Genomic DNA, 13,851 nt, shown 5'->3' on the forward strand with positions numbered 1-13,851 from the left:
TCTCTGGGTTGATGGGGCGCGCGGATCAGCGGCCGAGCAGGGTGATGCAGGTCACCGCCTCTTCCACGCCGTTGAAGCCGCCGCCGTTCTCGGCGATGGCGAAGCGCGCGCCTTCGACCTGGCGGGCGCCGGCTTCGCCGCGCAGCTGGATCACCATTTCGTGGACCTGAGCCAGTCCGGTCGCGCCTATGGGGTGGCCGCGCGACAACAGGCCGCCGGACACGTTGATGGGGATGCGGCCGCCCAGGCTGGTGGCGCCGGATTCGGCCATCGGTCCGCCTTCGCCGAAGGCGCAGAAGCCCAGCGCCTCGGTCTGCTGGATCTCGGCGAATGCGGTGGCGTCATGGACTTCCGCCAGCGACATGTCCCGCGGGCCGACACCGGCGCGCTCATAGGCTTCCAGCGCGGCCAGATGGCACAGGTGCTGGTCGTAGTGATCGGCCGGGCGGTCAGTCGCGGTGCGCAGCACGCTGGCGTACAGGCGCACGGCGCGGGCGCGTTGCAGGCGCTTCAAGCCCTGGGCGTTGCAGACGATGGCGGCGGCCGCGCCGTCGCTGATGGGGGCGCACATGGGCAGGGTCAGCGGCCAGGACACGGGCCGCGCGGCCAGGGCCTCGTCTATCGTCATGGGGTACTGGAACTGGGCCAGCGGATTGCGGGTGGAATGCATGTGGTTCTTGGCGGCCACGGCGGCAAGCTGGCGCTGGGTGGTGCCGAAGGTCTTCATGTGCAGCCGCGCCAGGCTGGCATAGATGTCCATGAACACGCTGCGCTTGCCCGGTTCCTCGAAGCCGGGCGGAGGCGTCACGTCGGGCGCCAGCACCATCAGCCGGGCCATCTGCGCCGGCGCGTCGTGCACGTCCCAGGCGCCGTCGAACACGGCGAAGCTCTTGGCCTTGTCCTCGGAAAACAGCTTGTCCACGCCCACGGCCAGACAGATGTCACCCGCGCCCGACGCCACGTACAAGTGCGCCGCGTTCAGCGCGGTGCTGGAGCTGGCGCAGGCGTTCTCGACGTTGGTGACGGGGATGCCGGCGATGCCCATGGCCTTCAGCGCGACCTGGCCCGCCACCATGTACTGGCCTTCGATGGAACCCTGGCCGGCGGTGGCGAAGTAGGCTGCCTGCAGGTCGGCGGCGTCGCAGCCCGCGTCGGCCAGCGCCTGCGTGACCGCGTCGCGCACCAGGTCCTTGACGCTTCTGGCAGGCTGCTTGTCGAAGCGGGTGATGCCCACGCCCGCGATGTAGGTGGTGTCGTTGCTCATGCTTGGATGCCCGTGGTGAGGATGGATTCGATGATGTGGCGGTCGGCCTGGACTTGCGCGGCCGATCCGCTCCAGGCGATTTCGCCGTGGTCCAGCACGTACTGGCGGTGCGCCAGGCGGGCTGGGACCTTCAGGTTCTGTTCGACCAGCACGATGCCCGTGCCCTGGCGGTGGACTTCGGCGAAGACCTCGATCAGTTCGTTGACGATGCGCGGCGCCAGTCCCTCGGTCGGCTCGTCCAGCAGCAGGACGCGCGGATTGCCCAGCAGGGCGCGCGCGATCGACAGCATCTGCTGTTCGCCGCCGGACAGCTGGTCGCCATGGAAGCCTATGCGTTCGCCCAGCCGCGGAAAGGCCTGCAGCACCCGGTCCTGCGTCCAGTAGCCGGGCTGGTGTGCCAGCGCGCCCATGCGCAGGTTCTCCCGCACCGTCAGGTTGGGGAAGATGCGGCGCGTGTCGGGCACCAGCGCGATTCCGTCGCGGCTGATCTGTTCGACGGCGCGGCACGTGGCGTCCTGGCCGGCGATCAGGCGGTTGCCGGCGGACAGCGGCAGCAGCCCGATCAGCGTCTTGAGCACGGTGGACTTGCCGGCGCCGTTGCGCCCCACGATGGCGACGATCTCGTCCTGGGCGGCGCGCAAGGCGATGTTCTTGAGCGCCAGCGCCTGGCCGTAATGCACGCTGGCGTGTTGCAGTTCGATCATGCCGCCACCTCCTCGCCTAGGTAGACGGCGCGCACGGTGGCGTCGTCGCGGATGGCGGCCGGCGGTCCCTCGGCGACCTTGCGGCCGTTGGACAGCACCACGATGTGTTCGGACAGCGTCATGATCACGTCCATGTTGTGTTCGATCAGCAGCACCGTGCGGCCGGCGGCCGCATGGCGGATCAGGCGGGTGGCGGCCGCGATTTCGTGGTGGCCCACGCCCGCCAGCGGTTCGTCCAGCAGCAGGATGCGCGGGTCGGGCAGCAGGGTCAGGCCCAGCTCCAGCGCGCGCTGCAAGCCGTAGGACAAAGTGCCCGCCACGGTGTCGCGCCAGGCCGTCAGGTCGGTCAGTTCCAGCATGGCGTCGATGGTGGACGCCAGGCGGCGGTCGTAGCGCGGCGCCAGCCAGAACGGCAGCAGATGCGAATGGCTGATCTGCGCGGCGATGCGCAGGTTCTCCAGCACCGTCATTTCAGGAAAGATCTTGGTGATCTGGAAGCTGCGGCCGATGCCGTGCCGGGCGCGTTCATGGGCCCGCAGGCGCGAGATGTCCGCGCCGTGGCACAGGATGCGCCCGCCATGTCCGGGCAGGTTGCCTGATAGCACGTTGAGCAGGGTGGTCTTGCCGGCGCCGTTGGGGCCGATCAGGCCGTAGACGCGGCCGGTTTCGAAGGCGTAGCTGAAGTCCTCGATGGCGCGCAGCGCGCCGAAGGTGACGCTGACCTGTTCGCATTGCAGGGCGATATCGCTCATGACGGGCTCCCTTCGCGCGGGGCCAGCGGCACGGCGGACGCGGATGGACTGGCGGGGGCCGGGGCCGCGGGGCGCCTGCGGCTCCAGCGGGCCTGCAGCGCGCCCAGCACCCCTTGCGGGAAATACAGCGTGGCCAGGATGAAGACCAGGCCCAGGATGCCGTACCAGTAGGGCGTCCAGCCGCTGAGCCATTCCTTCAGCGCTTCGAACAGCAGCACGCCGGCCACCGGTCCCCACAGCGTGCCGGCGCCGCCCAGCAGGGTCATGATGATGACGTCGCCAGAGGTGGTCCAGTGCAGCATCTGCGGGTTCATGTACATCAGCACCGCGGTCAGCAGTCCGCCCGCCAGGCCGCCGACCGCGCCGGACACGAGGAAGGTGATCTGCTTCAGGCGCTGCACGTTGTAGCCCAGTTGCGCGGCGCGGATCTCGTTCTGCCGCACGCCCGAGACCGCGCGGCCGAAGGGCGAGGCGCGCAGCATCGCCATCAAGGCCATCACCAGGGCGAACACGGCGGCGACGTACCAATAGAAGTTCACGGTATCGAAGAAGTCGATGCCCGCGAGTTCCGGCCGGCCGATGCCGGGCAGGCCGTCGGCGCCGCCGGTCCATTCGCGCAGCTTGCTGTCGGCCAGGATGTACATGAGCTGCGACAGCGCCAGCGTGACCAGCGCGAAGAAGATCCCCGAGACCCGCAGCGCGAACACGCTGAAGATCCAGGCGCAGGCGGCGCCCGCCACGATGGCCAGCGCCAGGCCGGCCTCGAACGGCAGGCCGTAGCGCTGGGTCGCCAGCGCCAGCGCGTAGCCGCCGGTGCCCAGGAAGGCGGCGTGGCCGAAGGACACCATGCCCAGCAGGCCGAACACCAGGTCGAAGCCCACGGCGAAGATGGACCACACCATGATCAGGATGGTCAGGTTCAACAGGAAATCGTTTTGCGTGCAGAAGGGCACCGCGATCACCGCGGCGGCCACGCCTGCCGCGATGGCGGCGTCTTGCCGGGAAGTCGTCATGCCAGCCTCGCTTGGCGGGAGAACAGTCCTTGCGGACGGGTGAGCAGCGTGGCGATCAGCATGGCGAACGTCAGGATGTCGACCCAGCTGGGCATGAAGGTGTAGCCCACCGCGCGCACCATGCCGATCAGCAGCGACGCCGCGACCACGCCGCGGATGTTGCCCAGCCCGCCCAGGATCACCACGATGAAGCAGTCGATGATGGTGTTGGTGGCCATGCCCAGCTCTATCGGAAACAGCGGCGCGGAGATGGCGCCGGCCAGCCCGGCCAGCGCCGCGCCCACGCCGAACACCGCGCTGCGGATGGTGGCGGCCGGCAGGCCCAGGATGCGCACCATTTCGCCATCGCTGCTAGCCGCGCGCACCAGCATGCCGAAGGTGCTTTTTTCCAGCACGAAGAACAGCGCGGCCGACACCAGCAGGCCGAAGACGATGACGAACAGGCGATAGACGGGGATGGTGCTGCCGGCCAGCTCGACCGTGCCCGCCAGCAGCGCCGGCATCGGCGTTTCCTGGTAGCCCAGGCCCCAGACGAACTTCACGGCCTCGCTGATGACGAGGATGAAGCCGAAGGTCAGGATCAGCTGATAGAAGTGCGGGCGGTTGTACAGCGGCCGCAGGGCCAGCCGTTCCATCGCCACGCCGACCAGGCCGACGCCCACCGTCGCCACGACCAGCCCGGCGATGAAGGAACCGGTGCGCAGCTGGATGTCGAAGGCCAGATAGGCGCCCAGCATGTACAGCGCGCCATGGGCGAAGTTGATGACGCCCAGCATGCCGAAGATAAGCGTAAGGCCGGACGCCAGCAGGAACAGCAGCATTCCCAGGCTCAGGCCGATGATCACGGTGGACATGGCAAAAATCCGTCAGGCGGCGCGCGAGGGCGCGCCGGGGGGAAAACCGGTCCACGGGGACCGGCGGGTGCATGACGCGGCGGCTTCAGCCCGCGCAGGGTTCGAAAACCTGATCCGGCGGGAACACCTTGACGATGTCCATGACGTAGGCCGGCTGCGGCGGCTTGCCCGTGTCCACCACGCCCCACAGGCCGTTCTGCATGGCTTGGTGGTCGCAGGCGCGCATGGTCTTCTTGCCTTCCACGGAGTTGGTGCGCTCGCTGGCGGCAAACGCCTCGACCCATTTTTCCTTGTCCCAGGTGCCGGTCTTGTCGACCACGTCCAGCCACCAGCTCATGCCGTCGTAGGCTTCGCCCGCGGCGGCCGAGGGGAACTCGTTGTATTTCTTGCGGAAAGCCTCGACGAAGGCCTTGTTGGCGTCGTTCTCGACGGTGAAGTGATATCTCACGCCCGATTGCACGCCGACCGCGGTGGGGCCGACGCCGGCCGCCATGGTCTCGTCGGCGATCACCGGCCCGAAGATCTTGCGCGTCTTGCCCAGTTCGATCTGGCCGGCCTGCTTGACCATGGTGACGGCGTCCGAGCCCGTCATGAACAGCGCCACGCCGTCGGCGTTGGAGCGCGCGATCTTGTCGGCGATGGACGAATAGTCGCGGTTGCCCAGCGGCGGGAAGTCGGCGCCCACGATCTCGATGCCGGCCTTCTCGGCCTCGCGCCGGTACCAGTCCCAGCTGTCGCGCGTGGCCTGGTAGTCGGCCGTCACGCCGTAGACCCGCTTGAGCTTCTGTTCCTTGGAGTAGGCCAGCGCCATGCGCTGCTCCATGCCCAGCGTGTTGGAGGTGCGGAAGGTATAGCGCGAGCCGCCCGGCACCGTGATCTTGTCGTCGGCCGACATGGTGACCAAGTGAGGAATCTTGCGCTGCTTGGCGATGTTCATGATGGCCAGCGTGCTGGCCGAGCTGACCGCGCCGAAGATCATCTGCGATCCATCGGAGATCAGGCGGGTGGTTTTCTGCACCGCGGGCTGCGGCTTGGTTTCATCGTCTTCCCAGGTGACCTGGATCGGCTTGCCCAGCACCTTGCCGCCGCGCTGCTCGATGGCGATGGTGACGCCCTTGCGCATGTCTTCGCCAAAGATGCCGTAGGTGCCCGACAGCGACACCACGCCGCCGATCTTGAACGTGTCGGGATCGGCGGCGCGCGCCCCTGTCGCATACAGGGCGCACAGCGCCAGCGCGCCGCAGGCGGCGTGACTCCATGTCTTCATTTTTTGTCTCCACGTATTTTTCATTATGGCTCGTAATGTTTTACGTAGCTCGGTTGAGATACTACGTTTTGGATTGTGATGTGAAAACTTGGGGAATACCCGGGCGTCGAGGCGAAAAAAAACCGCCCCAAGGCGGCAAACGCCTGGAGCGGTTCGGGGCGGGGGCCGGCTTGCGATCAGCGCTGGCGCGTCTCGGTTTGCCGCAGCGCCGACTGCACCATGCCTTCGACCAGCGGAATGACCTTGTCCGCCAGTTCGGGGCGATAGGCGTAGGGATGCGTTTCGTCCATGTAGGTGGACTGGCACATTTCCAGCTGGATGGCGTGGATGTTGTCCGCCGGCTTGCCGTAGTGGCGCGTGATGTAGCCGCCCTTGAAGCGGCCGTTCACCGCCCAGGTGTAGGCGGTGTTTTCGCGCAGCCGCGCTTCGACCGTCGCCAGGATGTCGGGCGCGCAGGCTGCGCCGTCGGCGGTGCCGATGTTCAGGTCGGGCAGCTTGCCCTCGAACAGGCGCGGCAGCACGCTGGCGATCGAGTGCGCTTCCCACAGCAGCACGGTGCCGTGTTCGGCCTTGATGCGGTCGATTTCCTCGCACAGCTTGGCGTGGTAGGGCTTCCAGTAGGCCTGCAGCCGGTGTTCGCGTTCGGCCTCGGTCAGGACGGCTTCGTTGCGGTAGAGGGCGTCGCCGCGGAAGGTCTGGGCCGGGCACAGGCCGGTCTTGGTCTGGCCGGGATACAGGCTTTCATCGTTGGGCGGGCGGTTCAGGTCCACCACATAGCGCGAATAGCGCGCGCCGATGACGGACGCGCCCAGCGCTTCGGCGAATTGGTACAGCGTGTCCAGGTGCCAGTCGGTATCGCCCGACTGCAGGCCCAGCGGCGTCATCTGCGCGCGTTGCGCGTCGGGAATCATGCTGCCCAGGTGGGGAATGGAGATCAGCAGCGGCGCCGTGCCGCGGCTGAATTGGTAGATGTCGCTCAAGTAAAACTCCGGGGGAAATGGCGGGGCGCAGGCTAGGGCATGGCTGGCAGCGTCCCTGGGTATCCGGTATTGCGCCCGGCGGGGCAATGCCGGCAATCATAGTGGATCGGGCGCATGCCTATGGCTGTGGCGGCGCGGCGTCGCAGGCCCAGGGCGCGCCGCCGCTCCATCCATTGGCGATGGCGTCGATCAGGACGCGCACCTTGGGCGCCAGGTGGCGGCGGTGCGGATAGACCGCGCACACGGGGGCGCCGGCGGGCGCCACGGCTTCCAGCACTGGCGCCAGCCGGCCGGCGCGCAGGTCCTCGCCGACCAGGAAGGCGCCCAGCTGGACGATGCCTTCGTCCGCCAGCGCGGCGTCGCGCAGCGCTTCCGTGTTGCCCAGCCGCAGGCGTCCGGCGACATGGACGCTGCGTTCCTGGCCGTTGACGGCAAAGCGCCAGGGCACCAGCGCGCCGGCATGGGTGTAGGCCAGGGTGTGATGGCCGGCCAGGTCATCCGGGACGGCGGGGACTCCGTGCCGATCCAGATAGCGCGGCGAGGCGCAGGTGATCAGGCGGTGCGGCGCCAGCACCCGACGCACCAGCCGGCTGTCGGTTTCGCCGCCGATGCGGATGGCGACGTCCACGCCGTCGCGCACCAGGTCGATGTAGTCGTCGGAAAAGCTGACGTCCGCCTCGACCTCGGGCCAATCCCGCAGGTAGCCGCGCAGCAGCGGCATGATGTGCAGCCGCCCCAGCGATACCGGCAGGTCGATGCGCAGGCGGCCGCGCGGCGCCTGCTTGCGGCTGGCCATGGCGTCGGTGGCGTTGTCGACCTCGGACAGGATGCGCTGCGCGTGTTCGTAGAAGACGCGGCCCTCGTCGCTGAGGCTGACGCTGCGCGTGCTGCGGTGGAGCAGCCGGGCGCCCAGGCCCAGTTCCAGGCGCGCGATGCACTTGCCGATGGCCGAACGCGACAGGCCCAGCTTTTCGGCCGCGGCGGTAAAGCTTTGCGTGTCGGCCACGCGTACGAACGCGAGCAGGTCGCCGATGTGATCCAACCGAGCGGCCGGGTAGGGTGAATTGCGCACGATTCGTCCCTTGTGTTTATTGGTTTTCCTACTTTATCAGCGAAATGGAAACAGTAGACTGCCTAGGGGTCGGCCCGGCAAGGGCCTTACCTGGAACCACAGATCATGACCCGCGGCATTTCCCTTGAAGACCCCGCCATCGCCGGCGCTTCGTTGACTGAACCCATGGCGGGGCGCGCCGGTTGGCGCGCTTGGCTGGGCGTGACCGCCGTGGGCCTGGCGACCTTCTGCGTGGTGACGAGCGAAATGCTGCCGGTGGGGCTGTTCGTGCCCATCACCGCGGCGCTCGACGTTTCAGTGGGCATGGGCGGTTTCATGCTGTTCGTGCCCGCCATCCTGGCGGCGCTGTGCGCGCCGCTGGTCGTCCTCGGCGCAAAGGGCGCGGACCGCCGCGCGATCCTGTGCGGCCTGCTGGCGCTGCTGGTTTGCGCCAACGCGGCCAGCGCCTGGGCGCCCAGCATGCCGTGGTTCCTGGCGGCGCGGGTGCTGGTGGGCTTCTGCATCGGCGGGGTCTGGGCGATCGCGGGCGGACTGGCGGGCAGGCTGGTCGGGCCGGGCGCCGTGGGACTGGCCACCTCCATCATCTTCGGCGGCGTCGCGGTGGCGTCCGTGCTGGGCGTGCCGCTGGGCGCTTTCATCGGCGGGCTGGCCGGCTGGCGGGCGGCCTTTGCCGCCATGGCGGCGCTATGCGCCGGTGTGCTGCTCATGGCCTTGCTGAGCCTGCCGCCGCTGCCTGCGGCGCGCTCGCTGCGCCCGCGCCAGCTGGCGTCGCAGCTGGCCAATCCTGGTTTGCGGCGGGGCCTCTGGATCACGCTGTTCCTGGTCGCGGGCCATTTCATGGCCTATACCTTTGTCCGTCCGCTGCTGCAGATCCATGCGGCGTTCGGCGAGAACTGGATCGGGCCGCTGCTTTTCGCCTATGGCGTGGCGGGCGTGGCGGGAAATTTCCTGGGCGGGGCTGCGGCCGCCACGCGTCCGGCCGCCACCTTGCTCACGATCGCGCTCAGCCTGCTGATGGTTCTGCTGCTGTTGGGCATGCTGGGCCAGTTGCGTCCGGCCGCGGCGGTCTTGCTGCTGCTGTGGGGCCTGGCCTATGGCGCGGTGTCGGTGTCGCTGCAAACCTGGATGATGACGGCGGCGCCGGACGCCGTGGAGGCCGCCACCTCGCTGTTCGTGGCGGTGTTCAACCTGGGCATCGCGGCAGGTTCGCTGCTGGGCGTGCCCAGCGTGGACGCGCTGGGGCTGCGGGCCAATCTGTGGCTGGCCGCGGCCTGCATGCTGTGGCCGGCGCTGATGCTGGCGCGGGCCGGGTGGGGGGAGTGGCGCGGCGGCTACGCGCGGAAGGCGCGCAACAGGGTGTCCACGCCGTAACGGCAGGTCGCCAGATGGTCCTCGTCCGGGCCTTCGGCGCGGCCGCCGGTCAGCCGCGCGTGCGAGGCGATGCCGTTGATCAGGTTGCCCAGGGTGCGCGCCGCCAAACGCGGGTCGTCGATACGCAATTCGCCACGCTCGCAGGCCCGTTTCAGGCATTGCTCCAGGGGCGCGTACAGCTGCATTTCCACCGCCAGCCGCAAGGCTTCGGCCAGATGCGGCAGGCGATGCGATTCCGAGACGATCAGGCGGTAGAGCGCGGCCGATTTGGGCAGCAGGGTGTAGCTCAGCAGACGTCGCGACAGCTCGTGCAGGGCGGGGCCCACGGGCTGGTCCTGCATGACGTCGGCGAACACGGCGGCGCGCATGCCGTGCAATTCATGCTCCAGCACCGCGACCAGCAGGCCTTCCTTGTTGCCGAACAGCTGATAGGCGGTGGCCGCCGAGCCGCCCGCCTGCCGCACGATGCGCTGGATGGACGTTTGCGCATAGCCGTGCTCCAGCAACGATTGCGTGGCGGCTTCGAGCAGGCGCACGCGACGCGCCTCGCCCCGGCTGGTCAGCGCGCGCGGCGCCGTATCGTCTGGAATCGTGTTCACTTCATTCCCATGGCCGCGTATCGGTCGCGGATGCTCTTGCGCCGGGCGGAATGCCTGGCTGAAAATGTGTAATGTATAGTACATTACGCGCTTGCAACATCATCCAAGCAGCTGTGACCCGCCGCAACGGTGCCGCCCGCAGCGCACATCGCCATGATCGACGACCTGATTCAACTGGGAAAACTGGTCAGCCTGGGGCTGGCCTTGATGCTGCCCCTGGCCAACCCCCTGACCTCCATGACGCTGCTGCTGTCCCTGGGCCAGCAGATCCCCTATAAAGAGCGCGAACGCCAGGTCAAGCAGGCGGCTTTCTACGTGGTCGGCATCATGGTGGTGACCTACTATGCCGGCGCCTGGATCATGCATACCTTCGGCATTTCGATCCCGGGGCTGCGCATCGCCGGCGGCCTGATCGTGGCCAGCATCGGTTTCAGCATGGTGTTCCCTTCCGCGCCGTCGACCGCGTCCGAGGCCGACGTGGCCGACGCCCAGGCCAACCGGCAAACCCCCAATATCGCCTTCGTGCCGCTGGCGATGCCCGGCACGGCGGGTCCGGGCACCATCGCCATGATCATCAGCGGCGCGGCGACCCTCGATGCGTCGGTGACGCAGACCTACCCGGCCTGGGTGCTGGCGGTGACGCCCATCCTCGTATTCTCGCTGCTGGGCCTGCTGTTCTGGATCTGCCTGCGCTCGGCCGGGCGCATCGTGGCCGTGATCGGCCAGGGCGGAGTGGAAGCCATCTCCCGGATCATGGGCTTCCTGCTGGTGTGCATGGCGGTGCAGTTCGTGATCAACGGCGTCCTGGAAATCGTGCAACAGCATGGCAGCATGTAATCGAGCCCGGCGCGGCTGCCTGGCCATGGCCGGGCGCGTCATCTTCAGCCTTGTTCTCATCCTTTCCGCGCTGTGGGGCGGCCTGGCGCTGGACTATCGCATGCCGGGCGGGGCGGTGGCGCAGGGCGCGGCGGCGCTGGCCTGGGCCGGGCTGTGCCTGTACGCGGCCATCGCGCTGTGGCGCGGACGCGCCCGGCGCGCCGCCTGGACCTGGCTGATCGGCATGGCCGCGCTGTGCCTGTGGTGGCAGACGCTGGCGCCGTCCAACGACCGCATCTGGGCGGACGACGTGGCGCGCACGCTGCGCGGCAGCGTTTCCGGATCCATCGTGACGCTGGACAGCGTGCGCAATTTCGATTGGCAGGCCGATACCGACACGCGCTACACCGCGCGTTGGGAAAGCCAGCAGTACAACCTGAACGACCTGGTCTCGGTGGACATGGTCCTGTCGTACTGGGGCAGTCCGGCCATCGCCCACACGCTGGTCTCCTTCGGTTTCACCGACGGCCGCCACGTCGTGTTCTCGGTCGAGATCCGCAAGGAGCGCGGCGAGCAGTTCTCGGAAATCGGCGGCTTCTTCAAGCAGTTCGAACTGAGCGTGATCGCGGCGAAGGAGCGCGACATCCTCTACGTGCGCGCCGGGCCGCGCGCCGAACGCGTGTACCGGTATTCCGTCGACATGCCCGTGCCCGCCATGCGCGAACTGTTCCTGTCCTATGTGCGCACCGCGAATGAACTGGCCGATGCGCCGCGCTTCTATCACACCGTGACGGCCAACTGCACCACGCTGGTCTACCGCATGGTGCGGGCGATCGTGCCGGGCCTGCCCATGGACTACCGCATTCTCCTGTCCGGCTATCTGCCGGAATATCTCTACGAGCAGGGCGGGCTGGACACCGGCAAACCCTTGGCCGGGCTGCGCGAACAGGGCTACCTCGGCAAGCCTGCCTTGCCCGGCCCGGACCCGGTCGAGTTTTCGCGCGCCATTCGCCAACCGGCATCGGCGGAGACCGCGCAATGAGCGCCATCTGGACGGCCGGCGCGAAGGGTTGCGCGATCCTGGGCCTGCTGGTGTGCGCCGGCTGCGCGGGCGTCAAGGTGTCTTCCGTCAGTACCCAGGATTACATCGCCCAGCGCCGCGGCGACGTGCTCACCACCGGCCAGTTGAGCGCGTCCGCTCGCGAATCCATGGCCGTGCTGGGCCTGAACGCGCAGGAATGCCGCAAGGACCGCGACGCCTGCACCCATGCGCTGGCCACCATGGAAGGGCTGGACAGCGAAAGGCGCCTGGCTACGCTGTCCGAGGTCTGGCTGATGGAGGCGCTGGCCACCGAAAAGCAGCGCCCCGCCAGCCAGGCGGACCAGGACGAGCTGCTGGACGCCTATCTGCAGACGGCGCGGGCCGCCTACGCCTACCTGTTCCACACGTCGCGTTCGCCCAGCGATCGCGCCTTCGAGGACCGCCAGACGCAGGTGCGCGACTACTACAACTACGCCGTGCAGCAGGCGGTCACGCGCCTGTTCGAGCAGCATCGCGGCCGTCCGCCGGAACCCGGAACGGCGATGGCGGCTGGCGCCTGGCAGGTGCTGGGCGAGATGTCCGACGTCAAGCTGCCCGGCGGCAAGCAGTTTCCGCACGAACTGGTGCCCGCGTCGACCCTGACGTTCCGCGGGCTGCGCAGCATGTATCGGCGCGACGGCTTCGGCGCCGAGCTGGTGGCCGTCACGGCGCGCCGCGTGAACGATGCCGACACCTTCAAGACGCCATACAGCGAAACGCCGTTTCCCGCCGTGACCGTCATCATTGCCTTCCCCGGCGATACGCTGGAGCAGGTCATGGCCGCGCAGAAGGCGACCCTGGCGGCCTACGATCCCTACAAGCGGGATACCGTGGAGCTGGCCGGCACGAAGGTGCCGCTGGCCGCCAATTTCACGTCCGGCTACGGCTTGTGGCTGGCGCGCTCGGGCTTCGCCACCCAGGCGCTGCGCAACGTCCTGGGCAAGGAAGAGGGCATCGACGCGCCGCACGTCTACCTGCTGCAGCCCTACGACCCGGACCGGCGCACCGTCATCATGCTGCACGGCCTGGCCAGCAGCCCCGAGGCCTGGATCAACGTCGCCAACGAGGTGCTGGGCGACGAAACCCTGCGTCAGAATTACCAGATCTGGCAGGTCTATTACCCGACCAACGCGCCGCTGGCGCTGAACAACCGCGCCATCCGCGACGCGCTGCGCCAGACGATCGAGCATTTCGATCCCATGGGCGCGGCGCAGGCTTCGCGCGACACCGTCATCATCGGGCACAGCATGGGCGGCGTGCTGAGCCGGCTGCTGGTGTCCTCGTCCGGCACCGTGCTGTGGGACGCGCTGCGCGACCACGCCAAGCTGGACGAGACGCGCCTGGCCGAGGCGCGCGCCGAATTCGATCCGGTGCTGAGCTTCGAGGCGTTTCCCGGCATCTCGCGCGCGGTGTTCATCGCGGCGCCGCACCGCGGCACGCCTTTTGCCGAGAACACTTTGTCGCGTTGGCTGTCCAACCTGATCACCCTGCCTGTGACGGTAGTCAGGCAGTTCGCCAAGCTCAACCGGCTGGCCGACGCCGATGGGCCGCCCCGGCCAGAAACCTCGATCCGGGTGCCCAATGGCGTGGACAACCTGAGCGAAAAGGACAGATTCGTGAGATTGACCGCGTCCATGCCGATTTCGCCGGCGGTGCGTTACCACAGCATCATTGCGAACAACACGCCCGGCGTCCCGCTGGCGGATTCGGACGACGGCCTGGTGCCGTACCGTAGCGCGCATCTGGAGGGCGCCGAATCCGAGAAGATCATTCCGTTCTCGCACAGCGTGCAAGAGACGCCGCAGGCGATCCTGGAGCTCAGGCGCATTCTGCGGCTGCAGCTGGAACAGGGGGCGCGCTGATGCACTGGCTATTGTTCGGCCTTCTGGGCGTTGCCGCCTGTACCGTGATTGCGGCACTGTTGCGCCAGCCGGGTGTATGGCTCTATGACTGGAGCGCGACGCGCGCGATCAGGCGGCAGGCCGCTCTGCGCCAAAGCCAGGCCCTGATAGCCGAGGCGGCTGCGCCCGATGCCGTGGAACCCGCGCGCAGCCGCCCTGTCACGCAAGCCGGATAAC

General features: G+C 68.1%; 14 protein-coding genes. 5 read left to right on the forward strand and 9 right to left on the reverse strand.

The window, feature by feature from the left end:
• Positions 1–25: 25 nt before the first annotated feature.
• From BRO63_RS11735 to BRO63_RS11770, 8 genes are all read right to left on the reverse strand, one after another.
• Positions 26–1,264, reverse strand: a complete 1,239-nt coding sequence (locus BRO63_RS11735) for a thiolase family protein (RefSeq protein WP_088139969.1) — start codon at positions 1,262–1,264, stop codon at positions 26–28.
• On the reverse strand, positions 1,261–1,968 hold the full coding sequence (locus BRO63_RS11740) for an ABC transporter ATP-binding protein (RefSeq protein WP_088139970.1): 708 nt from the start codon (positions 1,966–1,968) through the stop codon (positions 1,261–1,263). The genes BRO63_RS11735 and BRO63_RS11740 overlap by 4 nt, the downstream gene beginning before the upstream one ends.
• On the reverse strand, positions 1,965–2,720 hold the full coding sequence (locus BRO63_RS11745) for an ABC transporter ATP-binding protein (protein ID WP_088139971.1): 756 nt from the start codon (positions 2,718–2,720) through the stop codon (positions 1,965–1,967). Before BRO63_RS11745 ends, BRO63_RS11740 begins: the two co-directional genes overlap by 4 nt.
• Positions 2,717–3,733, reverse strand: a complete 1,017-nt coding sequence (locus tag BRO63_RS11750; protein ID WP_088139972.1) for a branched-chain amino acid ABC transporter permease — start codon at positions 3,731–3,733, stop codon at positions 2,717–2,719. The genes BRO63_RS11745 and BRO63_RS11750 overlap by 4 nt, the downstream gene beginning before the upstream one ends.
• On the reverse strand, positions 3,730–4,587 hold the full coding sequence (locus tag BRO63_RS11755; protein WP_054456535.1) for a branched-chain amino acid ABC transporter permease: 858 nt from the start codon (positions 4,585–4,587) through the stop codon (positions 3,730–3,732). Before BRO63_RS11755 ends, BRO63_RS11750 begins: the two co-directional genes overlap by 4 nt.
• A gap of 85 nt (positions 4,588–4,672) precedes the next feature.
• The gene (locus tag BRO63_RS11760; protein ID WP_088139973.1) at positions 4,673–5,854 is read right to left on the reverse strand and encodes an ABC transporter substrate-binding protein; all 1,182 of its coding nucleotides are present in this window, start codon (positions 5,852–5,854) and stop codon (positions 4,673–4,675) included.
• 176 nt (positions 5,855–6,030) lie between these two features.
• A complete protein-coding gene (gene hutG, locus BRO63_RS11765; RefSeq protein WP_088139974.1) occupies positions 6,031–6,834 on the reverse strand; it encodes an N-formylglutamate deformylase in 804 nt (267 codons plus the stop codon).
• A gap of 118 nt (positions 6,835–6,952) precedes the next feature.
• The gene (locus BRO63_RS11770; RefSeq protein ID WP_088139975.1) at positions 6,953–7,906 is read right to left on the reverse strand and encodes a LysR family transcriptional regulator; all 954 of its coding nucleotides are present in this window, start codon (positions 7,904–7,906) and stop codon (positions 6,953–6,955) included.
• 105 nt (positions 7,907–8,011) lie between these two features.
• Between BRO63_RS11770 and BRO63_RS11775 the strand changes: the two genes are divergently transcribed.
• A complete protein-coding gene (locus BRO63_RS11775; protein WP_088139976.1) occupies positions 8,012–9,277 on the forward strand; it encodes an MFS transporter in 1,266 nt (421 codons plus the stop codon).
• Here BRO63_RS11775 and BRO63_RS11780 read toward each other — a convergent pair.
• The gene (locus BRO63_RS11780; RefSeq protein WP_088140100.1) at positions 9,238–9,876 is read right to left on the reverse strand and encodes a TetR/AcrR family transcriptional regulator; all 639 of its coding nucleotides are present in this window, start codon (positions 9,874–9,876) and stop codon (positions 9,238–9,240) included. The two genes, BRO63_RS11775 and BRO63_RS11780, sit on opposite strands and share 40 nt — an antisense overlap.
• 153 nt (positions 9,877–10,029) lie before the next feature.
• On the opposite strand from BRO63_RS11780, the gene BRO63_RS11785 reads away from it, so the two are divergent.
• From BRO63_RS11785 to BRO63_RS11800, 4 genes are read left to right on the forward strand one after another with little or no spacing between them, the layout of a single operon-like run.
• Positions 10,030–10,713 (forward strand): MarC family NAAT transporter, encoded by a 684-nt coding sequence (locus BRO63_RS11785; protein ID WP_088140101.1) that lies wholly within the window; start codon positions 10,030–10,032, stop codon positions 10,711–10,713.
• Positions 10,700–11,734 (forward strand): Lnb N-terminal periplasmic domain-containing protein, encoded by a 1,035-nt coding sequence (locus BRO63_RS11790; RefSeq protein WP_088139977.1) that lies wholly within the window; start codon positions 10,700–10,702, stop codon positions 11,732–11,734. Before BRO63_RS11785 ends, BRO63_RS11790 begins: the two co-directional genes overlap by 14 nt.
• Entirely contained in the window at positions 11,731–13,635 is a 1,905-nt protein-coding gene (locus BRO63_RS11795) for an esterase/lipase family protein (RefSeq protein WP_088139978.1), read from the forward strand. The genes BRO63_RS11790 and BRO63_RS11795 overlap by 4 nt, the downstream gene beginning before the upstream one ends.
• The gene (locus BRO63_RS11800) at positions 13,635–13,850 is read left to right on the forward strand and encodes a hypothetical protein (protein WP_088139979.1); all 216 of its coding nucleotides are present in this window, start codon (positions 13,635–13,637) and stop codon (positions 13,848–13,850) included. The genes BRO63_RS11795 and BRO63_RS11800 overlap by 1 nt, the downstream gene beginning before the upstream one ends.
• Position 13,851: the final 1 nt, after the last annotated feature.

This window comes from Achromobacter xylosoxidans (assembly GCF_002192695.1).
Lineage (GTDB): Bacteria > Pseudomonadota > Gammaproteobacteria > Burkholderiales > Burkholderiaceae_B > Achromobacter > Achromobacter xylosoxidans_C.

What these genes read in the sequence shown, in the direction of transcription:
- BRO63_RS11790 (WP_088139977.1), top strand. Translation starts at nt 10,700, where the DNA reads ATGGCAGCATGTAATCGAGCCCGGCGCGGCTGCCTGGCCATGGCCGGG.
- BRO63_RS11735 (WP_088139969.1), bottom strand. Translation starts at nt 1,264, where the DNA reads ATGAGCAACGACACCACCTACATCGCGGGCGTGGGCATCACCCGCTTC.
- BRO63_RS11740 (WP_088139970.1), bottom strand. Translation starts at nt 1,968, where the DNA reads ATGATCGAACTGCAACACGCCAGCGTGCATTACGGCCAGGCGCTGGCG.
- BRO63_RS11755 (WP_054456535.1), bottom strand. Translation starts at nt 4,587, where the DNA reads ATGTCCACCGTGATCATCGGCCTGAGCCTGGGAATGCTGCTGTTCCTG.
- BRO63_RS11750 (WP_088139972.1), bottom strand. Translation starts at nt 3,733, where the DNA reads ATGACGACTTCCCGGCAAGACGCCGCCATCGCGGCAGGCGTGGCCGCC.
- BRO63_RS11745 (WP_088139971.1), bottom strand. Translation starts at nt 2,720, where the DNA reads ATGAGCGATATCGCCCTGCAATGCGAACAGGTCAGCGTCACCTTCGGC.
- BRO63_RS11785 (WP_088140101.1), top strand. Translation starts at nt 10,030, where the DNA reads ATGATCGACGACCTGATTCAACTGGGAAAACTGGTCAGCCTGGGGCTG.
- BRO63_RS11760 (WP_088139973.1), bottom strand. Translation starts at nt 5,854, where the DNA reads ATGAAGACATGGAGTCACGCCGCCTGCGGCGCGCTGGCGCTGTGCGCC.
- BRO63_RS11775 (WP_088139976.1), top strand. Translation starts at nt 8,012, where the DNA reads ATGACCCGCGGCATTTCCCTTGAAGACCCCGCCATCGCCGGCGCTTCG.
- BRO63_RS11800 (WP_088139979.1), top strand. Translation starts at nt 13,635, where the DNA reads ATGCACTGGCTATTGTTCGGCCTTCTGGGCGTTGCCGCCTGTACCGTG.
- BRO63_RS11795 (WP_088139978.1), top strand. Translation starts at nt 11,731, where the DNA reads ATGAGCGCCATCTGGACGGCCGGCGCGAAGGGTTGCGCGATCCTGGGC.